19 protein-coding genes and 1 riboswitch are annotated in these 23,205 nt (G+C 71.9%); of the genes, 7 read left to right on the forward strand and 12 right to left on the reverse strand.

The annotated features are described in order from the left end of the window. Positions 1 to 11: 11 nt before the first annotated feature. From AC54T1_RS03545 to AC54T1_RS03560, 4 genes are all read right to left on the reverse strand, one after another. Positions 12 to 1,481 carry an SDR family NAD(P)-dependent oxidoreductase gene (locus AC54T1_RS03545; protein WP_484343951.1) on the reverse strand — a complete coding sequence of 490 codons (1,470 nt, stop codon included), beginning with the start codon at positions 1,479 to 1,481 and terminating at the stop codon, positions 12 to 14. Between the two features lie 18 nt (positions 1,482 to 1,499). Beyond that, positions 1,500 to 4,883: an EAL domain-containing protein gene (locus tag AC54T1_RS03550; RefSeq protein WP_496911054.1), complete on the reverse strand. Its 3,384-nt coding sequence runs from the start codon at positions 4,881 to 4,883 to the stop codon at positions 1,500 to 1,502. A gap of 64 nt (positions 4,884 to 4,947) precedes the next feature. After that, on the reverse strand, positions 4,948 to 8,370 hold the full coding sequence (locus tag AC54T1_RS03555) for an EAL domain-containing protein (RefSeq protein ID WP_484343953.1): 3,423 nt from the start codon (positions 8,368 to 8,370) through the stop codon (positions 4,948 to 4,950). 82 nt (positions 8,371 to 8,452) lie between these two features. Then, entirely contained in the window at positions 8,453 to 9,334 is an 882-nt protein-coding gene (locus AC54T1_RS03560) for a sugar phosphate isomerase/epimerase family protein (RefSeq protein ID WP_484343954.1), read from the reverse strand. Between the two features lie 236 nt (positions 9,335 to 9,570). On the opposite strand from AC54T1_RS03560, the gene AC54T1_RS03565 reads away from it, so the two are divergent. Beyond that, complete coding sequence (locus AC54T1_RS03565) at positions 9,571 to 10,077, forward strand: GNAT family N-acetyltransferase (protein ID WP_484343955.1); 507 nt, start codon at positions 9,571 to 9,573, stop codon at positions 10,075 to 10,077. Between the two features lie 240 nt (positions 10,078 to 10,317). Here the strand turns inward: AC54T1_RS03565 and metE are convergent, their stop codons facing one another. The 7 genes from metE to AC54T1_RS03600 form a co-directional block, all read right to left on the reverse strand. Continuing rightward, positions 10,318 to 12,705 carry a 5-methyltetrahydropteroyltriglutamate--homocysteine S-methyltransferase gene (gene metE, locus AC54T1_RS03570; protein WP_496911055.1) on the reverse strand — a complete coding sequence of 796 codons (2,388 nt, stop codon included), beginning with the start codon at positions 12,703 to 12,705 and terminating at the stop codon, positions 10,318 to 10,320. Between the two features lie 10 nt (positions 12,706 to 12,715). Beyond that, positions 12,716 to 13,789 (reverse strand): methylenetetrahydrofolate reductase, encoded by a 1,074-nt coding sequence (locus AC54T1_RS03575; protein ID WP_496911056.1) that lies wholly within the window; start codon positions 13,787 to 13,789, stop codon positions 12,716 to 12,718. Between the two features lie 6 nt (positions 13,790 to 13,795). Further along, positions 13,796 to 13,900, reverse strand: a riboswitch (SAM riboswitch). A gap of 57 nt (positions 13,901 to 13,957) precedes the next feature. Next, complete coding sequence (locus AC54T1_RS03580) at positions 13,958 to 14,701, reverse strand: glycosyltransferase family 2 protein (protein ID WP_496911057.1); 744 nt, start codon at positions 14,699 to 14,701, stop codon at positions 13,958 to 13,960. Further along, positions 14,698 to 15,306, reverse strand: a complete 609-nt coding sequence (locus tag AC54T1_RS03585) for a DUF2238 domain-containing protein (RefSeq protein ID WP_496911058.1) — start codon at positions 15,304 to 15,306, stop codon at positions 14,698 to 14,700. Before AC54T1_RS03585 ends, AC54T1_RS03580 begins: the two co-directional genes overlap by 4 nt. A 38-nt stretch (positions 15,307 to 15,344) precedes the next feature. Beyond that, positions 15,345 to 15,884 (reverse strand): PH domain-containing protein, encoded by a 540-nt coding sequence (locus tag AC54T1_RS03590; RefSeq protein WP_496911059.1) that lies wholly within the window; start codon positions 15,882 to 15,884, stop codon positions 15,345 to 15,347. Positions 15,885 to 15,974: 90 nt separating this feature from the next. Beyond that, positions 15,975 to 16,916, reverse strand: coding sequence for an NAD-dependent epimerase/dehydratase family protein (locus tag AC54T1_RS03595; RefSeq protein ID WP_496911060.1), 942 nt, complete (start codon positions 16,914 to 16,916; stop codon positions 15,975 to 15,977). Continuing rightward, positions 16,913 to 17,839: an AfsA-related hotdog domain-containing protein gene (locus AC54T1_RS03600; RefSeq protein WP_484343962.1), complete on the reverse strand. Its 927-nt coding sequence runs from the start codon at positions 17,837 to 17,839 to the stop codon at positions 16,913 to 16,915. The genes AC54T1_RS03595 and AC54T1_RS03600 overlap by 4 nt, the downstream gene beginning before the upstream one ends. Before the next feature lie 53 nt (positions 17,840 to 17,892). Between AC54T1_RS03600 and AC54T1_RS03605 the strand changes: the two genes are divergently transcribed. Beyond that, positions 17,893 to 18,477, forward strand: a complete 585-nt coding sequence (locus tag AC54T1_RS03605) for a ScbR family autoregulator-binding transcription factor (protein ID WP_484343963.1) — start codon at positions 17,893 to 17,895, stop codon at positions 18,475 to 18,477. On the opposite strand, the gene AC54T1_RS03610 is transcribed toward AC54T1_RS03605, so the two are convergent. Beyond that, a complete protein-coding gene (locus AC54T1_RS03610) occupies positions 18,461 to 19,132 on the reverse strand; it encodes a DNA-3-methyladenine glycosylase I (RefSeq protein WP_496911061.1) in 672 nt (223 codons plus the stop codon). The genes AC54T1_RS03605 and AC54T1_RS03610 overlap by 17 nt on opposite strands. 25 nt (positions 19,133 to 19,157) lie before the next feature. On the opposite strand from AC54T1_RS03610, the gene AC54T1_RS03615 reads away from it, so the two are divergent. From AC54T1_RS03615 to AC54T1_RS03635, 5 genes are all read left to right on the forward strand, one after another. After that, positions 19,158 to 19,877 (forward strand): NUDIX hydrolase, encoded by a 720-nt coding sequence (locus AC54T1_RS03615; RefSeq protein ID WP_496911062.1) that lies wholly within the window; start codon positions 19,158 to 19,160, stop codon positions 19,875 to 19,877. After that, on the forward strand, positions 19,874 to 21,076 hold the full coding sequence (locus AC54T1_RS03620; RefSeq protein ID WP_496911063.1) for an N-acetylglucosamine-6-phosphate deacetylase: 1,203 nt from the start codon (positions 19,874 to 19,876) through the stop codon (positions 21,074 to 21,076). Before AC54T1_RS03615 ends, AC54T1_RS03620 begins: the two co-directional genes overlap by 4 nt. Before the next feature lie 101 nt (positions 21,077 to 21,177). Next, a complete protein-coding gene (locus AC54T1_RS03625; RefSeq protein WP_496911064.1) occupies positions 21,178 to 21,465 on the forward strand; it encodes an AbrB/MazE/SpoVT family DNA-binding domain-containing protein in 288 nt (95 codons plus the stop codon). Positions 21,466 to 21,509: 44 nt separating this feature from the next. Beyond that, on the forward strand, positions 21,510 to 22,385 hold the full coding sequence (locus AC54T1_RS03630; protein WP_496911065.1) for an ABC transporter ATP-binding protein: 876 nt from the start codon (positions 21,510 to 21,512) through the stop codon (positions 22,383 to 22,385). Beyond that, on the forward strand, positions 22,382 to 23,131 hold the full coding sequence (locus tag AC54T1_RS03635) for an ABC transporter permease (protein ID WP_496911066.1): 750 nt from the start codon (positions 22,382 to 22,384) through the stop codon (positions 23,129 to 23,131). The genes AC54T1_RS03630 and AC54T1_RS03635 overlap by 4 nt, the downstream gene beginning before the upstream one ends. The last annotated feature ends 74 nt before the right edge of the window (positions 23,132 to 23,205 follow it).

The following is a 23,205-nucleotide window of genomic DNA, read 5'->3' on the forward strand; positions in this document are numbered from 1 at the left end:
GCGGCGACCGCCTACCAGGCGGAGGGCTGGTAGTCCTTGAGGAAGCAGCCGAACACGTCCTCGCCCAGCTCCCCGCGGACGATCGGGTCGTAGACCCGCGCCGCGCCGTCGACGAGGTCGAGGGGCGCGTGGAACCCCTCCTGCGCGAGGCGCACCTTCGTCGTGTGGGGCCGCTCGTCCGTGATCCACCCCGTGTCGACACTCGTCATGAGGATGTTGTCCGTCTCGAACATCTCCCGTGCGCTCGTCCGCGTGAGCATGTTCACCGCGGCCTTCGCCATGTTCGTGTGCGGGTGGCCCGGACCCTTGTAGCCGCGGCTGAACTGCCCCTCCATCGCGGAGACGTTGACGATGTACCTGCGGGGCGAGGGCGAGGACGCCATCGACGCCCGCAGCCGGCTGATGAGGATGAACGGCGCGGTGCTGTTGCACAGCTGGACCTCGAGGAGCTCGAGAGGGTCGACGTCCTCGACGTTCTGCACCCAGGAGTTCGTGTGGACGAGGTCAGGCACGAGGCCCGCAGCGTCGATCGCGGTCGCGTTCTCGACGCGCTCGAGCGAGGCCGACCCGGCCGTGAGCGCCAGCTTCGTCAACAGGTCCGCCGTCGTCACCGAGGCGTGGGCGTGCGCCGTCGCCTCCGCCGGCACCGTGCCCTCGAGCGAGGCAGGGTGCGTGTCGTGGCTGCGGCCGAACGTCGTGACCTCCGGCAGGTAACCGGCCGGGAGAGGAGCGTCCTCGGCTGCTGCGAGCGGCGCGTACGCGCCGGGGGAGCGGCGCACCGTCTGCGCGGCGTTGTTGATGAGGATGTCGAGCGGACCCTGCGCGGCCACGTCGTCAGCGAGAGCGACCACCTGGGCCGGGTCGCGCAGGTCGATGCCGATGATGCGCAGGCGGTGGATCCAGTCGGCGCTGTCCTCCATCGCGGTGAAGCGACGGATCGCGTCGTTGGGGAACCGCGTCGTGATGGTCGTGTGCGCGCCGTCGCGCAGGAGACGCAGCGCGATGTACATGCCGATCTTCGCGCGCCCGCCGGTGAGCAGGGCCCGCTTGCCCGTGAGGTCGGTCCGCGCGTCACGCCGGGCACGGTTGAGCGCCGCGCAGTCCGGGCAGAGCTGGTGGTAGAAGACGTCGACGTCGTTGTACTGCTGCTTGCACACGTAGCAGGCCTGCGACTTCAGGAGGCGTCCGGCGCTGGTGCCCTGCGCCGCGGGGACGAGCTCGAGGCCCTGCGTCTCGTCGTCGATCCGCGTCGGGGCGCCCGTCGCGGTCGCGGCGATGACCGCGTTGTCCGCGCTGCGGATCGCGTCCTTCGCGGCATCGCGCCGCTGCTTCTTCACGGTCTTGTAGAGCTTCGCGGTCGCTCGCTGCATCGCGACCTTGTCCGGGTGCTCGGGGTCGAGGTCGTTGACCTGGTCGAGGACGCGCAGGACGGTCGCGAGGTCGGACGGGTCGATCACGGAGGGGGCAGGCTCAGCAGGCACGGGTTCGATTATCCCCCGTCAGGGGGACTGCATCGTCATCATCGGCAACGGGCGCCCGACGAGGGACCCGGCCTCCGCCCCCGGCAGCGCCCGCGCGTACAGCCACCCCTGGGCGTTGTCGCAGCCCATCTCGCGCAGCCGGGTCGCCTGGTCGGGCGTCTCCACGCACTCGGCGACGACGTCGAGCCCGAGCACACGGCCGATCTCGACGATGATCCGCACGAGCTCCGTGGTCTCCTCCACGGACCCGAGCTCGCGGATGAACGACCCGTCGATCTTCAACGCGTCCACCGGGAAGCTCCGCAGCGCGTGCAAGGACGACTGACCGGTGCCGAAGTCGTCGATGTGCAGCAGCAGCCCCATGTCGTGGAGCTCGTCCATGACGGCGCGGGCACGGTCGAGGTCCGTCATGATCACCGACTCGGTGATCTCCAGGACGACGTCCGTGACCGGGACCTGGTGCCGTTCGAGCGCCCCCCGGACGGCGTCGGTGAGACCTTCGGCCCAGAACTCGTGGTGCGAGACGTTCACGGACACGATCGCCTGGTGCAGCAAGGAGGCACGCCACTCGGCGATCTGTCGGCACACCTCGTCGAGCACCCACCGTCCCAGGGCGACGATCGAGCCGTCCTCCTCCATCGCGGGCAGGAACTCCACCGGGCCCAGGAGACCCCGCGTGGGATGCTCCCAGCGGACGAGGGCCTCGAAGTGCACGAGCGGCGTCCCGTCGAGCGGCACGATCGGTTGGTAGTGCACGACGAACTGGCGCTCCGCCAGCGCTGTGCGCACCTCCCCGCGGGCGCGCAGCCGTCGGCTCGCCCGGACGTGCATCTCGGCGTCGAACATCGACGCGGAGCCGCGCTCGGCGACCTTCGCCTCGTACATCGCGATGTCGGCGTCCCGCAGCACGTCCTCAGGGTCCGTGTACCCGGACTGCGACGTCGCGATGCCCGCGCTCGCGGTGACCGTGACGTCGTGCCCCGCGAGGAGCACGGGGTCGGCGATGCTCGCCTGGATGCGACGCGTGATGCTCAGGAGCTCGTCCGGCAGCGGGTCGGTGAGCAGCACGGCGAACTCGTCACCGCCGAACCGGGCGGCGGTGTCCACCGGCCGCAGCTGGGCGCGGAGCCGCTCGGCGACCACGACGAGCAGCTCATCACCCACGAGGTGGCCGAGGGAGTCGTTGACGAGCTTGAACCCGTCGAGGTCGAGGAAGATCACCGCGTACTCGGCACCGGGCCGACGGCTCGGCTGCGCCACCGCGACCGACAGGCGGTCGAGGAACAGGCGCCGGTTGGGCAACCCCGTGACCGTGTCGAAGAGGGCGCCCCTGCGCAGCTGCTCCTCGAGCTCCTTGCGCGGGTGGATGTCCGCGAGCGACCCGACGAGGCGGGTGACGCGACCCAGGGCGTCCGTCGGGCCCAGTCCGCGGCTGAGGACCCAGCGCCACGTGCCGTCGGACCGGCGGACCCGGTACTCGCACTCGATGGGCTCGCCGTCCTGCAGCGCGGTGCCCATCGCGGCCGCGACGCGCTCCCGGTCGTCCGGGTGCACGGCGGCGGTCCAGCGGTCGAGCTCGATCTGCTCCTCGGCGCGGAGCCCGAGCAGCTCACGGCACCGCCCGGAGACGTACATCTCCCGGCTGGCGATGTCGAGCTCCCACAGGCCGTCCCTCGAGGCCTGCGCCGCCATCGCGTAGCGCTCCTCGCTGACCCGCACGCTGCGCTGGAGCTCACGCTCCTCGAACGCCGAGCTCAGCAGGCCCGCCCAGTGCAGGTACGTCTCGTGGCTCGCGACGGTGTCGATGGGCACGATCACGGCGAGGACGCCCCAGTCCTTCTCCCCGCTGCGCACGGGGACGACGAGGGTGACCTCTCCGGCCCGTCCGGCGGTGGCGTCCACGAAGGCGCGCGGTGGGAAGTCGCGCACGTGCACGGTGCCCCCGGGGCGCATGTCGAGGATCCCGCGCGGGTCATGGACGCCGGTGATCCGCAGGATGCCAGCGGCGGGGCCACGTTCCCACATGCCGAGCGCGGCGCACCGCAGGTCGGAGCGCTCGAGCCAGCCGAGGCGCTCGGGGTGGGTCGCCTGGGAGGTGATGAGGTCGGTGGCGATCCGGTGCTGCTCGAGAACGGTCGCGGCGAGGTGCGCCGTCCGCTCGACGTACGCGCGCATCTGCAGCTGCCACAGGGCCGCGTCCACCCGGGACGCCGAGAGCGCCGAGACCCCGACGGACGCGTCCCCGGCATGCTCGACGAGGCGCTGCACATACTCGCCCAGGGCCGACGCGACCCGGTTCAGGGTGTCCTCGTCCCGCGCGACCCGGCGCAGCATCGCCACGAGGTCGCGGACGTCGGAGAGGGTGAGGTCCTCCGCGGACAGGACGAGCCGCTCGATCTCGACGACCGCCGCGCGGACGTCCGGGGGAGGGCCGCCCGCGCGCTCGTACCGGCTGATGAGCACCCGGAGGATCGACGCGAGCTCCGCGCGCAGGTCCACCCGGACCTCGGTCGCGTTCGTGGAGACCGCCCGGGTGTCCATGAGGTCCACCCGGCACCCGCACGAGCTCCGGACGTTGACGACGGCGGCGCGCGCGACGTGGTGCACGGGTGCGGGCGGGTAGCCCTTGAGCGCGGAGACGACGAGCCTGCCCGCGAGTGCCCCCACCTCGTCGAAGTGCTGCCCGACGCTCGACAGGCTCGGACCGCCGACGGCACCCTCGATCGTGTTGTCGAACCCCATGACCGCGACGTCGTGCGGCACGGCGACGCCTGCGTCGGTGAGGACACGCATGAGGCCGATGGCGTTGCCGTCGGTGGCTGCCATGACGGCGCTGGGCAGGTCGCCGCGGGCGAGCATCTCCTCGCCCGCGAGGGCACCGGACCGTTCCGAGTAGCTCTCCGCGAGGTAGAACAGCGAGTCGTCGACGGGGAGGCCGTGCGCGGTCAGCACCTCCTGGTACGCGGCGTAGCGCTCGCGGAAGTCGAGCTGGTCGAGGTTGCCGACGAACCCGATCCGGCGGTGCCCGTGCGCGACGAGGTGCTCGACCGCGGCGGTGACCCCACCGACGTTGTCCGGCATCGACGTCGCAGCGACGATCCCGTCGACCTCCTGGTCGGCGAGGACGAGGGGCTTGCCGAGGGCCTGGAGCGCGCGCAGGTACGAGGCGCCGACACCGAGAGCGACGACGACGACGCCGTCGATCTGGTCCCAGGCGACAGGGAGGTCGAAGTCGGGGGACGTGACGTTGTCCCAGGTGTCCGTCCCCGGGTCCGCGGTCTGCACGACGATGACCCGTCCACCGGCGTCGCTGATCTCGCGCGTCAGGCCGGCGAGGAGCTCACCGTGGTAGAACCCGCCCGTGTTCCGGCTGAGGGCGAGCACTGTCAGGGGGCGTGGCACTGCGTATGGTCCTTCCGACTCCTGTGACGCACGGTCTCTGCCTGCCTATCGGCACCTCGGGGTGCTACGTGAGTGGTGCGGCGCTGCGCGTCGCACCGAGCGGGGAACCGATGAGCTCGCCGGCCTCCGGGCCCGGCAGGGCCTTGGCGTACAGCCAGCCCTGCGCGTAGGCGCAGTTCATGGCCCGCAGTCCGTCCGCCTGCTCCTGGGTCTCGACGCACTCGGCGATGACGTCGAGGCCGAGGACGCGACCGATCTCGACGATGATCCGCACGAGCTCGGTGGTCTGCCCCACGATCCCGAGCTCCCGGACGAACGAACCGTCGATCTTCAGCGCGTCGACAGGGAACGTGCGCAGCGCGTGCAGGGAGGACTGCCCGGTGCCGAAGTCGTCGATGTGCAACCGCACGCCGAGGGCGTGCAACGCCGTCATGACCTCCGTGGCGGCCGCTGCGTCGAGCATGACGACGGTCTCGGTGATCTCGAGGACGAGCTGGTCGGGCGGGATGCCGTGCGTGGTGAGGGCGTCGCGGACGACGGCGACGAGGTCGGGCGCCCAGAACTCCTGGTGCGAGACGTTCACGGACACCGCGGCGCGGCGGCCCTGGGTGTTCCACTGCGCGATCTGGCGGCATGCCTGCTCGAGGATGCGGCGTCCGAGCGTGATGATGCTCGAGCTGTCCTCCATCGCCGGGAGGAACTCGCCGGGCCCGAGGAGCCCGCGGCGGGGATGCTGCCACCGGACGAGCGCTTCGAAGTGGGCGAGACCGGAACCATCGAGAGGCACGACCGGCTGGTAGTGGAGCACGAACTGCTCCTCGGCCAGGGCGGTCCGGAGCTCGGCCCGCAGCCGGAGGCGCTCCGTGGCGCGTGAGTGCATGCCCGGGTCGAAGACGAGGGCCGAGCCGCGCTCGGCCCGCTTCGCTTCGTACATCGCGATGTCGGCATCCCGGAGCACGTCCTCGGGCTGGGTGTAGCCCGTCGCCGACATCGCGATGCCGACGCTCGCGGTGACCGAGACCTCCTGGTCGCCGAGCACGACGGGCGTCGCGATGCGGTCCTGCAGCCGGCGCACGACCGTGAGCACCTCGGCCGGGGCGGGGTCGCACAGGAGGACGGCGAACTCGTCACCCCCGAACCGGGCGGCCGTGTCGACCGGACGCAGCTCGGAGCGCAGGCGTTGTGCGACGACGCCGAGGAGCTCGTCCCCCGCGAGGTGTCCGAGGGAGTCGTTGACGAGCTTGAACCCGTCGAGGTCGAGGAAGATCACCGCGAAGCTCGACGAGCGGGCGCGGCCCGTGATGCTGAGCACGGCCCGCAGGTGCTCGAGGAACAGACGCCTGTTGCCCAGGCCGGTGACGGCGTCGTGCAGCGCCCCGCGTCGCAGCTGTTCCTCGAGCTCCTTGCGGGAGCTGATGTCCGAGGCGGACCCGACGAGACGCTCGACGGCACCCGAGGGTCCCGCGACGCCGAGCGCGCGGTTCGCCACCCATGCCCACCCGGCGCCGCGACGGATCCGGAACTCGCTCTCCGTCGGCACCTCCGGTGTGGCTTTGGCGCGGTCGAGCACGGCGCGGGCGGCGGGCAGGTCCGCGGGATGCACGCGCCCGAGCCATGCCTCGACGTCGAGCTCGGTGTCCGCGGGGATGCCGAGGATCTCGCACAGCCGCCCGGAGGCGAACATGTTGCCGGATGCGGTGTCGATCTCCCACAGGCCGTCGTTCGCAGCCCGCGCGGCGTGGGCGTAGCGCTCGTCGCTGATCTGCTTCTCACGTCGGAGCTCGGTCTCGGCGAGCGCGGAGGCGAGGAGGGTCGCCCAGTGCAGGTACATGTCCCGCGAGGACGTCGTGTCGATCTCGCCCACGACGGCCAGCAGGCCCCAGTGCCGGTCGACGTCCTGGACGGGCACGACGAAGCACGCCTCGCGCTGCTCGGGCCGCACGCGGTCGAGGAGCTCTGACGGCGGGAACTGCGTGACGGGGACCGTGCTGGCAGGGCCGGGGGCGTCGCCAGCCGTCGGGTCGTACGCCCCGGCGATGACGAGCTGACCATCGCTCGCCTCGCCCGTCCACAGAGCGAGCACGGCGGCGCGCACGCTGGTCCCCGTGAGCCACGCGAGGCTGTAAGGGTCGACCGCAGAGGTGTGCAGCAGCCCGGTGGCGACCCGGAACTGCTCGTTCATCATCGTGTCCTGGTGGGTGCTGCGCTTGAGGTACGCGCCGGCGCGCAGCTGCCACAGGCCGGCGTTGAGCTCCGAGATGCGGGTGTCCGGCCCTGCACCGCGGATGTAGTCGAAGATCCTGTCGCCGATGCGGTGGAGGCGCTCGGGCCGCGAGCGGAGCCCGGTGAGGATGGTCAGCAGGGACCGCACCTCGCGCGGCGTCGACTCCGCCGAGCTCGTCAGCCGTGTGAGCACCGCGTCCGCCTCGAGGACCGCGGCCTCGTGGTCGGAGATCTTGCTGGAGTACAGGAGCGTGTCCGCGAGCATCGTTCGAAGCTCGCTCCGCAGCACGGCTGTCTCGGAGGTGTCAGGCACGTCGGCCGGAGCGGAGCGCTCGCCGCCGATCATCCCGTCGGCCGTGCACCCGCAGGAGCCACGCCAGGCCATGACGACGTCACCGTCCGGGCGGTGCACGCACGCCGGCGGGGGGTCGCCTGCGATCGACCGGAGGAGCAGACGGCCGGCCAGCGCTCCGACCTCGCTGAAGGACAGGTCGACGCTCGTCAGCGAGGGGACGGCGAAGGCGCCCGCTTCGGTGTTGTCGAAGCCGATGACCGCGACCTCGTCGGGCACCCCGACGCCCTCGTCGGCGAGCGCTGCCAGCAGCCCGATGGCGTTGCGGTCCGTCGCCGCGACGATCGCGGTGGGCCGCTCCACGGCGCGTGCGACCTCGAGGCCCGCGAGGTATCCGCCCGTCTCGATGGCGTCCTCGGTGGCGAGGAAGAACTCCGAGCGGGGCGCGATGCCGTGCTCGGCGAGCACCTCGACATACATGTCGTACCGTTCGCGACGGTCCGTCTGGCTGAGTTCGCCGACGAACCCGATCTGCCGGTGCCCGTGCGCGATGAGGTGCTCCACAGCGGCGCGCGCGCTGGCGAGGTTCCCGGGCAGGACGACGGGTGCGTCGAACCCCTCGACCGCGTGGGTGAGGATCGTCGGCTTGCCGGCGTCGCGCAGCCGCTGCAGGACGGGAGCGTCCGCGGCGAGGACCATCGCGACCGCACCGTCGACGTGGTCGACGGCCAGCGGGAGGTCGAACTCGGGGAGACCGACCATGAAGTCGTCGGAGTCCTCGAGGTCGAGCGTCTGCAGGACGATGAGCCGACCGCCCGACGCCGCGACCTCACGATTGATGCCGGCGAGCATCTCGCCGAAGTAGTGGCCCGTCGTGCTGCGTGCGTAGGTGAGCACGGTGGGATGGACGCACCGCGCGGCGTCCTCGCCCTCGGGTGCGTCAGCGGGACGGGTGGACCCGCTGTCGGCCACTGGCCCCTCCCTGCTGCTGGCTGTCCCTGTCGCTGTCACCATCGGCACGACCGCGGTGTTCATGAGATGTGCGGGCTCCGGCTCACCAGGCGTCGTCGGGTCGGTGGTGCGACGGCGGCACGACGAAGTCGGGGTGCTCTCCGGGCGTGAGGTACGTGCGGGCGAACGCGAGCGACGTCTGGACGTCGGACCGGCGCTCGGCAGCCGTTCGGGCCTTGCGGGTGCCGATCTCGATCGCGACGTCGCCCGTCCACCCGGTCTCGACGAGGTGGCACAGCAGCTCGGCACAGGGCTGGTTGCCCCGGCCGGGGACGAGGTGCTCGTCCTTGCCGGAGCCCGACCCGTCGGCCAGGTGCACGTGGCGCAGCCGGTCACCGAAGCCCTTGGCCATCTCGAGGCTGTCCTGGCGTGCGGTGGCGGCGTGCGACAGGTCGAGTGTCACGGCGTCGTACGCGTGCTCCGTGGGGTCCCAGCCCGGCAGGTACGCACCGTAGTCACGGCGCTTGCTGCGCCACGGGTACATGTTCTCGACCGCGATGGTGAGCCCGGACTCCTCGGTGAGGTCCTGCACCTGCTCGACGAACCGGCGCGAGTACTTGCGCTGCCACGAGAACGGGGGGTGCACGACGACGGTGCCCGCGCCGAGGGCACCGGCCATGTCGACGGCCTTGGCGAGCTTGGGACCGGGCTTGCTGCCCCAGACCTTCTGACTGACGAGGAGCGTGGGGGCGTGGATGCTGCGGATCTCGACGCCGTGGTCGGCGGCGAGCTGCGCGAGCGCGTTGTCGTCCTGCGTCGTGGGGTCGGACCACACCATGACCTCGATGCCGTCGAAGCCGAGCTCGGCGGCGAGCTCGAACGCGTAGCCGACCTTGCGCGGGTACACCGACGCGCTGGACAACGTGACCTTGATGTCCTGCCCTGGTCGTCCTCCGGGTGTGGCGTCTCTCGCTGCGTCGCGCATCTTTCCACCCTAGTCCCGCTGTGCCCGACGGTCCTGCAGAGCGTGAGGCGCGCTGTGGAAACCGCATGCGGTCAGCACAGACGCTCCCGGACCCCTTCCCGCGGCGGATGTTAAGCGCTAACCTTCCGGCAGGAAAGTTGAGCGCCATATTTCACCCGGTTGAAATCTCGCGGCGCACCAGGACCGACGGAGGTCAGCATGAGCGGATCAGCAGGCGCTGCACACTGGAGCCCGGCATGTTGGCCACGATGAGCCGGTACGACGTCGGGACGGGCGTCGACCTCATCCGGATCGCCGAGCGACCTGAGCTCGTCGAGGTCTGCGCCGCCTGGGGCTTCGGCAACTGGGGCAGCCAGAGCGGCAGCACGCTGCAGCGGGCGCTCAACACCTACACCTTGCCGTTGCACGACGACGCCTACGAGACCGTCGTCGCGGTCAGGCACGGCAAGGCGGTGGGCATGGCGAGCCTGTGGCCGTCCGACTACCCCCGCCGCCCTGATCTCACGCCGTGGCTCTCCGCGTTGTTCGTCCACCCGGAGCACCGCGGTCTCGGCTTGTCCGTCCGGCTGAGCGAGGCCATCGAGGCTGCTGCCGTCGCGCGGGGCCACGAACGTCTGCACCTCATCACCGAGCACCATGAACGGCTCTACACGAAGAGCGGCTGGGTGAGCCTCGAGAACGTGCGCTCGGTGCACGGGCCGGCTGTGCTCATGGCGAAGACGCTCACGGGGGCGGGGCTCTGATGGCCGCCCACGTCCCGTCCCTCGCACGTCGGGTACCCGTGCGGACGGCCCCCGGGGTGCGTCGTCCGACGGCCCTGGCGGGCCGGGTGCTGCAGCGACAGGGAGTGCTCACGAGCAGCGCGCGACTCGTCAAGGTCACCGCCGCGCAGCCAGTGGTCCGCACAGGACTTCTCGGCGTGCTGGGGATCGCCTGGCTGCGACGCCGGGCCGGCCGGAGCCAGCCCGACGCCGCGGTGTGGCTCAGCCGAGGCGTGTCCGCACGGTCGCGGCAGCGGCGACGAGGTGCTCGAGGGACGGCGTGGTCTCGGCGTAGCCTCGCGTCTTGAGGCCGCAGTCGGGGTTGACCCACAGCAGGGCCGGGTCCACCGACTTCACGGCGAGCTCGAGCAGCTCGGTGACCTCCTCCAGCGACGGCACGCGCGGGGAATGGATGTCGTAGACGCCCGGCCCCACACCGCGTGCGAACCCGGACGCGGCTAGATCGGGCAGGATCTCCATCCGTGATCGCGCCGCCTCGATCGAGGTGACGTCGGCGTCGAGGGCGTCGATCGCCCCGATGACCTCGCCGAACTCCGAGTAGCACAGGTGCGTGTGGATCTGCGTGTCCGGGCGCACGCCCGCGGTCGCGAGCGTGAACGACCCGACGGACCAGCTGAGGTACTGCGCCTGGTCCACGGTCCGCAGGGGCAGCAGCTCGCGCAGTGCCGGTTCGTCGACCTGGATGATCGCGATGCCGGCGGCTTCGAGGTCCGCGACCTCGTCCCGGAGCGCCAGACCGATCTGGTGGGCCGTCTCCGCCAGCGGCACGTCGTCCCGCACGAACGACCACGCCATGATCGTCACCGGGCCCGTGAGCATGCCCTTGACGGGCTTGCTCGTGAGCGACTGCGCGTACTGCGCCCAGCCGACGGTCATGGGTGCCGGCCGGGAGACGTCGCCCCAGAGGATCGACGGGCGCGTGCAGCGTGACCCGTACGACTGCACCCAGCCGTTGCGGGTCACCGCGAACCCGTCGAGCAGCTCCGCGAAGTACTGGACCATGTCGTTGCGCTCGGCCTCGCCGTGCACGAGGACGTCGAGACCGATGCGCTCCTGGAGGTCGACGACCCGGCGGATCTCGCCGCGCATCTGCTCCTCGTACGCCTCGAGCGAGAGCTCTCCGCGGGCATGAGCGGCGCGGGCGCGGCGGATCTCGGCGGTCTGCGGGAACGACCCGATCGTCGTGGTGGGCAGCAGGGGCAGGGCGAGGCGTTCCGTCTGCGCGGCGCGCCGTTCGTGCGCCGGACCCCGGTGGAAGTCACCGTCCTGCAGGGCTGCGGTGCGCTCCCGCACGGCCGGGACGAGGACGCCGGTCGCCCGCGCCCGCGACGCGAGGGCGTCGGAGGCGGCGAGGAGCTCGGCGTGGATCGCCTCGCGTCCCTCGGCGAGGCCCTCGGCGAGGGTGACGACCTCGGCGACCTTCTGGTCGGCGAACGCGAGCCAGGACGCGAGCGTCGGGTCGAGCGCGGGCTCGTCCTCGACGTCGTGCGGGACGTGCTGGAGGGACGTCGAGGTGCCCACGCTCACGGCGCCCGCCCCGAGTCCTTCGAGGCGTTCGAGCACCTCGAGCCTCGCGGACAGGTCGGCCCGCCAGATGTTGTGACCGTCGACCACTCCGGCGACGAGGGTCTTGGTCTCGAGGCCCTGGACGGGCGCGGTGGGTGCTGCGCCCTTCACGAGGTCGACCGCGAGGGCGTCGACGTCGCTCGCGGCGAGGATGGGCAGCGCGTCCAGGAGGTCCCCGTACGGCGCGGCGACGAGGAGCGCGGGTCGCTCGGGGCGTGCCAGCCCGGTCCCCAGCACACGGTAGGCCTCGGCGAGGGCGCGCTGGGCGTCGACGAGCGGCACGTCGATCGTGTCCGTGACGAGGCCCGGCTCGTCGAGCTGCACCCACTGCGCACCGGCCGCGGCGAGCGCGCGGAGCAGCTCGGCGTAGACCGGGAGCAGGTCGGCGAGCCGCGACAGCGGCCGGAACCCGGCGGGTGCGTCGTCGGCCGCCTTGCTCAGGAGGAGGAACGTCACCGGTCCGACGATCACGGGACGGGTGCTCACGCCGTCGGCGAGAGCCTCGGTGAACTCGGCGACGATCCGGTCGCTGGCGTACCGGAACGTCGTGTCCGGGCCGATCTCGGGGACGAGGTAGTGGTAGTTCGTGTCGAACCACTTCGTCATCTCGAGGGGAGCGTCGTCCCCGGCGCCGCGCGCGACGGTGAAGTAGCCGGCGAGGTCGAGCCGGCCGTCGGCGTCGGCGAGCCCTGCGAACCGCGCGGGGACGGCGCCGACGGTCGTGGCGGCGTCGAGCACCTGGTCGTAGAAGGAGAACGAGCCGGGGACGGCGCCTCCTGCGGCGGGCAGGCCGAGCTCGACGAGGCGGTCCCGGGTCCGCTTGCGCAGGGCCGCGGCGGTCGCCTCGAGGGTGTCGACGTCGGTGCGTCCGGCCCAGAAGGCCTCGACGGCCTTCTTCAGCTCGCGGCGCGGGCCGATCCTCGGGTAGCCGAGGATGGTTGCCGCCGGGAACGGGGCGGGAATGGTCGGTTGTGTCCGGCTTGTCGTCCGGTTCTGGGCATGGGTGTGCTCGTGGTGCGTCATGGGGTCATCCCTAGGAGTTCTGCGCGGCGACCGGGGTCGCAGGCGGGTGGAGTGCTGCTATGGATGCGCCGACCCACGGCCCGCTGGCCAGGTCCGAGCCGGCACCGGAGGCGTCTCCGGTGCTGTGCCCGCCGCCGAGGTGTACGCCCTCGAGCAGGTCTAGTGCGGCTTCGTGCTTGTTGAACGTGTAGATGTGCAGGCCCGGGGCTCCGGCTGCGAGGACGGCGTCCGCGAGGTCCACGGTGGCGCGGATGCCGAGAGTGTGGCGGCGTGCCGGGTCGCTGACCTTCTCGAGGTCGCGGACGACGGCTGCCGGGGCGGGGACGCCGGTGAGGGTCTCGACACGGGCGAGCCGCGCTGGGTCGGTCATGGGCAGGATCCCCGCGAGGATCGGGAGCGTGACGCCCGCGCTGCGGGCGGCGTCCACGAAGTCGATGTACGTGCTCGGCTCGTAGAAGAGCTGGGTCATCGCGAAGTCGGCGCCTGCCCGCTGCTTCTCGAGCAGCCGCTGGACCTCCTGCTCGCGGCTCGTCCCTGCGGCGAGGTTCCCCCCGGGGAACGCCGCGACGGCGATGGTCAGCGGCTGCGCGGCGGACCGCAGCGCGGTGGAGGGGTCCGCGGCGCAGCGCGAGGCCTCGACCTCGCGCAGCAGCGCGACGAGCTCGTCCGAGGAGTTGACGCCGTCGGGGCTGGGGCGCCAGTCGGGCTGGTCGCGCGGGGGGTCTCCCCGGAGCGCGAGGAAGCTGCGCACGCCCTCGGCGAGGAACTCGTCGATGACCTCGGCCACGTTGTCCCGGGACGCCCCCACGCACGTGAGGTGTGCGATGGGCAGCACGGGAGTCTCGCGGATGAGTCGGCTCACCACGGCGCGCGCCGTGGCCCGGTCACCGCCGGCGGCGCCGTAGGTGACGGAGATGAAGTCGGGGCGCGCAGAGACGAGGCGCTCGGCCGTGGCCCAGAACTTCGGTGCCGCGTCGGGGTTGCGCGGGGGCATGATCTCGAACGACACGGTGGGTCGCTCGACCCGGGGTCGTTCGTGGGGCGCACCGCGGTGCGCCGGGGGTACTGCTGCGGAAGCCGTCATGGGTGATCTCCATCGGACCTGGCGTTAGCACCCGCACCCTCAGGAGGCTTCCATTGTGGGGGGTTGCTGCGGCGTCGACGAGCCAGGACTCTCGACCGCTCTGGATGGTTGTCGCCACTGTAGGTCGGCATCCACCAGCTGGTCCAGGACTGTCCATCCGCTGAGACGTCAGGTGGGTCGGTCCTGGGACGCGAGGCGGCGGGACCATCGGGTCCACGGCGGGGCGACCCGCCAGTTCACGGCAAGGGTGCGGAACGCCCAGCGGAAACGCCGTGCCAGGCTCCCGGGGGAGGCGAAGGTCCGCCCCGAGACCCCGACGACGAGGTCGCGGTCGTACCGCACGCGGACAGACGGGTGGAGCTGGAAGCTCAGGTCGGTGTCGTCGTGCACGAGCGGGTCGTCGCGGTGCACCTGGTCGCTCACCTGCGCCCACGTCTGCCGGCGCAGCGCCATGTTGGATCCCCACAGCGGCACCCCGGCGAGGGCGGCGTGCATGCCCCAGTAGTACCCGCGCATGTAGAAGGTCCGCGCTGCGACCCCGCGCAGGCCAGGGAGGTCGTAGAACGTCCCCGCCCCGGTGAGCGCACCGAGGCGCGGGTCGTCGACGAACGCCGCGTGCACCCGCTCCAACCAGTCGACCGGCGGCAGCGTGTCCGCGTCGCACCGGGCGATGACGTCACCGGTCGCGGCGTCGTACCCCGCGGACGCGGCGGCGGGGATCCCGGGGGCGGGCTCGACGACGACGCGAGCGCCTGCAGCCCGTGCCACGTCCGCGCTGTCGTCCGACGACGCGTTGTCGACGACGACGATCTCGTCCGCGAGGTGCGTCTGGCGCGCCAGGGCCTCGAGGCAGCGGGCGAGGAGCTCCGCATCGTCCTTGCACGGGATGACGACGGACAGCCGCAGGCTCACCGGCGGGGCGCCCGTGCGAGCAGGATGCCCGCGAGCAGGGAGCCCAGCCCGCCGGCTGCGAGGTCTCCGAGCGTGTCCTGGTACCCGACGCTGATCGTGTCCTCGACGAAGGTGTGGCCGGCCCACTCGCCGAACTCCCACAGGACGGCGAGCAGCATGCCGATCGCGGTCGTCGTCACGGCGATGCCGAGCCGCGGCCGCCGGAGGACAGTGCTGCCGGGCGGCGCGGCCGGACCCGGCGCGGCCCGGCCCGGCGCCGGCGGTACCGCCCCGACCGCGGCGAGCAGCTCGTAGAGGAGCACGGCGAGCACGCCGTTCGCGACGAGGTGCACGGCGAGGTCCAGCCAGCCGACCGACGTGTACAGGTCGAAGGCGCTGATCCACCCCGCAGCGAGCAGGACGACGCCGTTCGACAGGTCGAGCGGACCGGGCAGCCCCACGGCCCGCGGCACGACGAGGCCGAGGAGGACGAGCGCGAAGAGTGCGACCCCGACGAACCCGAGCCACACGCCAGCGACGACGATGCTCACCGCCCCGGCCGCCCGGAGCCCGTCCGCGACGAGGATGGTGCTGGTCCGCGGTCTGAGGGCCTCGGCGGTGATCACCGGGCAACACTAGCGACGACGGGGGCGGGCTGCCGCGCTCAGCGCCTCACGCGGCGCGGCTCACCCGGCGGGCGCTCACCGTCGTCCGTGCCGTCGTCGGCGGCGAAGAGCAGGTCGGCGAGCTGGACGTGGACGCGCTCGATGTTCGGGATGTCGTGGAGCACGACACCGGCCTTGTCGGTCGCGTCGGAGATGACGAGCGTGCCGCACCCGAGGATGCGGTCGAGCAGCCCCTTCTCGTACGTGACGTCGTTGATGCGGTAGAGCGGGATGTCCCGGCCGGTACGCGTGAGGATGCCGCTGCGGGTGATGAGGCGACGGTTGGTGAGGGTGTAGCGGGAGGTCACCCACCGCAGGAACGGCACGAGCGCCCAGCCGAGGACGGCGACGAGCGCGAGGATGCCGACGGCGAGCTGGAGCCAGCCCTGCGCGTCGCTGTCCGGGATGAGGAGCAGCGCCGCGAGCACGGCCGCGACGGCGAGCACGAGCACGAGAGCCGGACGGAACAGGGCTTTGGCGTGCGTGCGCAGGTTGAGGACGACGTGCTCGCCCTCGCCGAGCGTCTGGCTGATGGTCATGGCGAGCATCCTGCCACCTGCGGGCTCAGGCCCCGGGACACGTGCGGACGCGCGCGGCGCCCACGGCCGAGCAGGGCCTGGCCGCAGGTCTCAGCTCAGCGCCGCGGCGTACCAGCGTCGGTGGGCCTCGGTGAGCCGGAACGCCTCGGTCGGGGGCGTGCCGACGAGGGACCACACGAGGTCCGCGTCGTACCAGTGGTCCTGCGTGAGCAGGGCGAGCTGGTGGTCGCTGACCTGCTCCGTGGGCAGGACGGCGCGCGCCTCGGCCGCGGTGAGGTTCCGCCCGGGGGCGGGGAGGCCGAGGTCGGCGACGAGGGAGTCGATGATCGACCGCACGGCGACGGGTTCCGGAGCGCTCGCGTGCAGGACCGTGCCCGACGACGAGAGGGCTGCGGCGGCCGCCGTGCTCGTGCTCAAGGTCGCCACGATGCGCGCGAGGTCCTCGACGTCGATCACGGAGATGCGGGCAGCGGCGTCCTCGAGCGTCGCGCCGAGCCGGGCGGTGACGGCAGCGAGGGCGGGCACGAACCACCTGTCCCCGGAGCCGTAGACGAGGTTGGGGCGCAGGACCGTCCCGCCGGCCTCGAGCACGAGCCGCTCCGCCGCGAGCCGGTGCGTGCTCGCGACCGACTCCGGGTGGGTCGCCACCTCGTCCTCGGCGATCCCGCGGTGCGGGCCGGTGCCGTACACGGAGGTCGTCGACACGTAGACGGTGCGCTGCACCCCGCCCTGCCGGGCGGCGGCGAGGAGGGCCGCGGTGCCCGCGACGTTCGTCATCTCGCTCACCGCGGCGTCACGTCCCACGTAGGACGCCGCATGCACGACCACGTCGGCGCCCTCGACCGCAGCGAGGAGGGTGGACGGGTCGGCGAGGTCAGCGAGCACCGTCCGCACCCCGGGCTGCACGGGCGCGCCCGCGCGTCGTGTCGTCGAGGTGACGGCCGCGACGCCGTCCGCAGCGAGCGCGCGGACGATGTGGGACCCGATGAAGCCGGTACCGCCGACGACGACGACGCGGGGTGCACCGCTCATGCGTGCGCGCCGAGCGGCTGCTGCTCCGAGGTCCGGACCCCGTCCCGGGCCCGACCGGTGGCCACGCTCGTCGCGATGGGCGTGCTGCCCTGCAGGAATGTCACGACGACGCGGTGCTCCAGCTCGTCGACAGCGACGCGGAGCTCGAGCGCCGGCTCGAACTCGGGGAACGCAGCGCACGTGAAGTCGACGCCCATGATCTCGGAGCCGGGCAGTGCGACCCCGAACATGTGCGTCGTGGAGTGCAGCAGGAGCATGCCGGGCAGGTGATCGACGGGGTGGTCGAAGAAGAAGGGGTTGGCGTGGCTGTAACCGATGGTGGCCTCGTAGCCGCCGGCCACGGGGCGCAGGTCGCGGACCGGTGCGTCGTCGTAGCGGCGGGGCACGTCCTCAGGCCGCGGTGCTCGGCGCCGGAACGCCTTGTAGTGGACGGGGCTGATGCAGCGGAGCTCGCCCGTGCCGTGCGCGACGGTCTCACCGTCGAGGTAGAACTCGATCGTCGCGGACAGGCCGCTGACGACGCCCTTGCGCATGAGCTTGTCCGTCACCGTGACGAGGGCGGTGAGCTCGATCGGCGCGAACTCGGGGAACTGCACCGCTCCGTCCCCCGACCACGCGAATGTCGCTCCCTGGAGGGTGAAAGCCCAGTCCCGGGGGATGCCATACCCCGCGTGGCCCATATAGAGTCCCATCTGCCGGATCGCCTCGACGGAGAGTGTCAGGGGGAGCTCGGTGGCTCGCGGCGGGAGCATGACGTGCCCACGCGGGATCTGGACGTCGAACATCCAGGCATGCGGACCGCGCTGGTCCGCGCCTGTGAGAAAGACTTCCGCAGCGGCGCGTCGGTGCACCATCGCCCGGTCCACCGGGCGGGAAAAGGTAGGCTCGTGCATATTCCGCCCGTATGGATCTTCCTCAGTCATGGGGTGAATGGTACGACCGGCTCGTAATTCGACCAACCCCCGGGGAGCAGTGCGTGTCACGACGAAGCGACCAGCGGGCAGCCACGAGGGCTGCCATCCTCGAGGTGGCCGCGGAGGAGTTCGAGGCGCACGGCTACGTCGGTGCCTCCCTGTCCGTCATCGCGGAGCGCCTGGGACTGACCAAGGGAGCCCTGTACTTCCACTATCAGTCCAAGGGTGACATCGCGAAGTCGATCGTCGACAACTACCACGGCGCCTGGGAGCCGCTCGTCCGCGAGGCGGAGGCGCGCGGACGGGGTTCCCTCGAGGCGATCCGCTGGCTGACGGGCCAGGTGGCGATCGCCTACCGCGACGACATCCACATCCGCGCGGCCGTGCGTCTGGTCCGCGACCGGGCCGCGATCGACGTCGAGCTGCCGCGTCCCTTCATCGCCTGGATCCAGACGTCCCAGATGTTCCTCGAGCGCGCCGCCGAGGCCGGCGAGATCCGCAAGGACCTCGACATCCCGCGTGTGGCCCACCTGTCCGTCGCGGCATGGTTCGGGGTGCAGCAGGTGTCGGAGGACCTCGACGAGCGGCAGAGCCTCGAGAACCTCACCGACGGACTGTGGGACCTGCTCCTCAACGGGATGGCGTAGCAGGGGCCGTCCGTCCCGCGCTCACCTGCTCGCGCAACAGCACGACGGGGCAGGTGACGAGGTGGTCGTCGACGATCCCGCACGCCTGCATCGTCGCGTAGGCCGTCGTCGGGCCGACGAACGCGAAGCCGTGCGACTTGAGCGTCTTCGCCAGCGCCTTCGACCCGGGCGTGGACGCGGGGACGTCGGAGGGCAGTCGCGGTCGTTCCCGCGCGGTCGCGTCGGGAGCGGCGGACCAGATGATCTCGTCGAGGGTCTGGCCCGCGTCGTGCAGGGCGACGACCGCCCGGGCGTTGCGGACCACGGCGAGGATCTTCGCGCGGTTGCGGATGATTGCGGTGTCCTCGAGGAGCCGTGCGACGTCGGCGTCGGTGAAGCGGGCGACGACCTCCGGGTCGAACCCGGTGAAGCGGTCGCGGAACGCGGGGCGCTTGCGCAGCACCGTGAGCCAGGAGAGCCCGGACTGGAAGCCCTCGAGGGCGAGTCGCTCGAACAGTTCCGCCTCGCCGTGCACGGGCACGCCCCACTCGGTGTCGTGGTACTCCTCGTAGAGCGGGATGCCGTCGCCGAAGCACCTCCCGGTCGTGCCGGGCGGGAGCTGCGGGGCGGGCTCGTCAACGGAGGTCCGGGTCGCTGCGGTGGTGGGAACGTTCATCCCCCTACTGTGCCCGGCGCCACCGATGATGGCTGGTTCGCACGCAGGTGCGGTGGACACGGGCGGTGGTCCACACGTGGGCGGACGGCTGCTCCTCCTGCTCCGCGAGCTCTCGTGGTTGGCTGGGGTCATGGTCCTCACGAGTCCACGGCCCTCCTCGTCCGACGCTCCGGCACACGTGCTGGACACGCTCCGCACCCTCGAGCCGGCGACCGCGGAGCAGGAGCGGGCGCGGGCCCGGGCGATCGCGCACCTCGTCGAGCACGGGGCCGCCGCCCTCTCGCGGACCATCCCCGAGCACCTCACCGGCAGCACGATCGTCTTCGACGCCGGACTGACGAGCACCCTCCTGTGCTACCACCGCAAAGGACGCTTCTGGGTGCAGCCCGGTGGGCACACCGACCCGGAGGACGACAGCCTCCTCGCTGGGGCGCTCCGGGAGCTGCGGGAGGAGACGGGCCTCGAGCGGTTCGCCGTGCCGTCGCGGGCCCCCGCCGACATCGACCGGCACGCCCTCGGCGGCGGCTTCGGCGCGTGCGCCTGGCACATCGACGTCGGGTTCGTCGTCGTGGCAGACCCGGCTGACCCGGTGGCGGTGAGCCCGGAGAGCACCGACGTGGCGTGGTGGCCGGTGGACGCGTTGCCTGCCGGGTGCGCCGACGGGCTCGACGCGCGGGTCGAGCGTGCCCGCGCGTTCGCCCGCTCCCAGGTGCTCGCGGCGGCACAGGACGGGTTGGCGCGATGACCGGGGGGCCGCTCGCGGCGCGCGGGGGCGACCTCGTCCTTCTCGGCGGTGAGGTCCACACGGGCAGCCACGTGCTCGCCGACGGGTGGCTCGCGCTCGTCGGTGGACGTGTCGCGGGCTCGGGCAGCGGTCAGGTGCCGGAGCGGTGGGCGGGGTTGCCGCGGCGGGACGCCCGCGGGCACCGTGTCGTCCCGGGGTTCGTCGACCTGCACTGCCACGGCGGCGCAGGGGGAAGCTTCGCGGACCTCGCCGCCGAGGAGGACGTCCTGCGTGCCGTCCGGCTGCACCGTGCTCACGGCACGACGACGCTCGTCGGCAGCCTCACGACGGCGCCGGTACCCGTGCTGCGCACCGCTGTCGCGGGCCTCGCCGACCTCGTCGCGGACGGCGAGCTGGCGGGGGTGCACCTCGAGGGCCCGTGGCTCAGCCCGCACCACCGTGGCGCGCACGACCCCCGGTTCCTCGTCGACCCGGACCCCACGGACATCGACACCGCGCTGTCCTCCGGCGTCGTGCGGGTGGTGACACTGGCGCCCGAGCTGCCGGGCGGCCTCGACGCGGTGCGCCGCGTCGTGGGGCACGGAGCCGTGGCGGCCGTCGGGCACACGGGTGCCGACGCCACGATGGCGACCGCTGCCGTCGACGCCGGGGCCCGGCTCGCGACGCACCTGTTCAACGCGATGCCGCCCGTCCACCACCGCGCGCCGGGGCCGGTCCTCGCGCTGCTCGAGGACCCGCGCGTCGTCGTCGAGGTCATCGCCGACGGCGTCCACCTGCACCCGCTGACGCTCGCGCACGCCGTGCGCTCGGCCGGTCCCGGCCGGGTCGCGCTCGTCACGGACGCGATCGCCGCTGCGGCGATGCCTGACGGCGAGTACACGCTCGGCGGGCTCGTCGTCGACGTCGTCGGCCGGGTGGCCCGGCTGCGGGACGGCGGGGCGATCGCGGGCAGCACGTTGACGCTCGACGCCGCGCTCCGGTACGCGACGGACGTCGCGGGAGTGCCGTTCGAGGTCGCGCTCGCTGCGGTGACGAGCACGCCGGCTGCGGTGCTCGGACGCAGCGACGTCGGGCACCTCGCGGACGGGGCGCGCGGGGACGTCGTCGTCCTCGACGCGCAGGGCGCGGTGCGCGAGGTCTACCGCGAGGGGTGGCTCGTCGACGGGACCCCGCCGGGTGGCGGGGGCCCGCGGGGCTGACTCCGCGACCGGCGACCGGAGGTCAGCCGGGGAGCTGCCTCGAGGGTTCCCCGGCGGAGCCCGACCCACCATCGGTCATACTTGTGGGAAAAGTATGACCGATGGGAGGCGACGTGGACGTTGAGGATCTTCCCCCTGGACCGCCGGGGAAGTTCGCCAGCACGGTCAAGGTGGGTGAGAAGGGGCAGATCGTCATCCCGAAGGGCGCCCGTGATCTGTTCGGCATCAAACCGGGCGACACGCTGTTGCTGCTTGCCGATGCCGAGCAGGGCATGTCGATCGTGCGGCAGGACGTCTTCGACCGCTTCATCGCCCAGGCGATGCCTCCGCGTCCGGGGTCGCCGAGCGCCACCGGAGACGACACCGGACGTGGGGGCCATCAGTCGTGAGTGTGGTGGTGTGTGAGGCGGTGACGCGTCGGTTCGGAGACGTCGTGGCTGTCGATGATGTCTCCTTCCAGGTCACGGAAGGGGAGATTCTCGGGATCATCGGCCCGAACGGCGCCGGCAAGACCACGCTGCTGAACTGCATCGAGGGACTGGACGAGCCGACGTCGGGCAGCATCAGCGTGCTCGGTCTCCACCCGATCACCGATCAGCACGAGCTCACGTTTCGCACCGGTGTGCAGCTGCAGAGCGCGGCGTTGCTGCCGCGTATCACCGTGGCAGACGCGATGCGACTGTTCTCCGCCTTGTACGACGATCCGGCTCCGTGGGAGGAGCTGCTCGGCACGCTGGGCATCGCAGGCAAGCAGAAGACCAGGGTCGATCGCCTCTCCGGTGGCGAGCGGCAGCGTGTCTTCATCGCTCTGGCCCTGCTGCACCGGCCCGAGGTGGTGTTCCTCGACGAGCTGACCACCGCGCTGGATCCGCAGGCACGCCTGGCGATGTGGGACGTGGTGAAGGACATCCGAGACCGCGGCACGACCGTGGTCCTCACCACCCACTACATGGAGGAAGCCGAGCACCTGTGTGACCGGGTCGGGATCATCGACCACGGCCGACTGATCGCGCTGGACACCGTCCCCGCGCTCATCCGCGACCACGCCGGTGAGTCTTCCGCACGCCTGACCCTCAGCCAGCCGGCACCCGAACCGCTCGACCTGGAAGAGATCGACGCCGTGACCAGCGTGCACTCCGACGGGCTGCACCTCACCGTGCATGGCACCGGGGGCTTCCTCCAGGAGGTGCTCCCGGTGCTGGCCGATCGCGGTGTGCGCGTCGCCGATGTGCGCACCACCTCACCTGGACTGGAGGACGTGTTCTTGAACCTGACCGGCCGCGAGATGCGCATCACGGAGCCCGCATGACCGGCTACCGACAGCTCACCGCCACCCTGTTCCGGTCCCAGGTCCGCGAACCGGTCGGGTTCTTCTTCTCGTTCCTCTTCGCGCCGCTCCTCGTGCTCATCCTGGGGCTGATCTTCGACCGCGGCCCCGACCCGGTCTTCGGCGGACGCAGCTTCATCGAGGCCACTCTCCCGGCCTTCCCCTCTCTGGTCCTGGCGATCACCGGCGTCCTGCTCGTTCCCGCGGGTCAGCTCAGCCTGCGCGAGAGCGGCGCGCTGCGCCGGCTGCGCCTCACCCCACTGCGCCCGTCGACGTTCGTCGCCGCAGACCTGACCGTGAACTTCGCGGTCGGCATGACGGGCATGATCGCCGCACTCGCCGTGGGATGGCTCGTCTTCGGTGTCACACCGTCGGGCAACCTCGTCGCCGTGCTGGCGGCCGCAGCACTGGGACTGGTGGCGTTCCTCGCGCTCGGCTACGCCCTCGCCGGGATCTACCCGTCAGCGGGCGCAGCCACCGGCATCGGGAACGTCCTCATGCTGCTGCTCATGATGTCCTCCGGCGCCTTCATCCCGCTCGCGACCATGCCCGAGGGTGTGCAGACGATCATGAACTTCTCCCCGGTCCGACACGTCGCCGACCTCATCCAAGGACTCTGGCAAGGCGAGGCGTGGTCCACCATGCTCCTGCCCACCGGAATCCTCATCGCCATGACCGTCGTCTTCGGCGCCCTCGCGTCATTGCTCTTCCGCTGGGAACGCGCGTGAGAGCCACACCACGGACGCGCGTGAACGCCTGGCGGTAAGCGACGGCCAGGTGCTCGCCGTCGAGACCCTCGTCC

Source organism: Sanguibacter sp. Z41_6 (assembly GCF_059621145.1).

What these genes read in the sequence shown, in the direction of transcription:
- AC54T1_RS03560 (WP_484343954.1), bottom strand. Translation starts at nt 9,334, where the DNA reads ATGCGCGACGCAGCGAGAGACGCCACACCCGGAGGACGACCAGGGCAG.
- AC54T1_RS03565 (WP_484343955.1), top strand. Translation starts at nt 9,571, where the DNA reads ATGTTGGCCACGATGAGCCGGTACGACGTCGGGACGGGCGTCGACCTC.
- metE (WP_496911055.1), bottom strand. Translation starts at nt 12,705, where the DNA reads ATGACGCACCACGAGCACACCCATGCCCAGAACCGGACGACAAGCCGG.
- AC54T1_RS03575 (WP_496911056.1), bottom strand. Translation starts at nt 13,789, where the DNA reads ATGACGGCTTCCGCAGCAGTACCCCCGGCGCACCGCGGTGCGCCCCAC.
- AC54T1_RS03590 (WP_496911059.1), bottom strand. Translation starts at nt 15,884, where the DNA reads ATGACCATCAGCCAGACGCTCGGCGAGGGCGAGCACGTCGTCCTCAAC.
- AC54T1_RS03595 (WP_496911060.1), bottom strand. Translation starts at nt 16,916, where the DNA reads ATGAGCGGTGCACCCCGCGTCGTCGTCGTCGGCGGTACCGGCTTCATC.
- AC54T1_RS03600 (WP_484343962.1), bottom strand. Translation starts at nt 17,839, where the DNA reads ATGACTGAGGAAGATCCATACGGGCGGAATATGCACGAGCCTACCTTT.
- AC54T1_RS03610 (WP_496911061.1), bottom strand. Translation starts at nt 19,132, where the DNA reads ATGAACGTTCCCACCACCGCAGCGACCCGGACCTCCGTTGACGAGCCC.
- AC54T1_RS03615 (WP_496911062.1), top strand. Translation starts at nt 19,158, where the DNA reads ATGATGGCTGGTTCGCACGCAGGTGCGGTGGACACGGGCGGTGGTCCA.
- AC54T1_RS03620 (WP_496911063.1), top strand. Translation starts at nt 19,874, where the DNA reads ATGACCGGGGGGCCGCTCGCGGCGCGCGGGGGCGACCTCGTCCTTCTC.
- AC54T1_RS03625 (WP_496911064.1), top strand. Translation starts at nt 21,178, where the DNA reads ATGGGAGGCGACGTGGACGTTGAGGATCTTCCCCCTGGACCGCCGGGG.
- AC54T1_RS03635 (WP_496911066.1), top strand. Translation starts at nt 22,382, where the DNA reads ATGACCGGCTACCGACAGCTCACCGCCACCCTGTTCCGGTCCCAGGTC.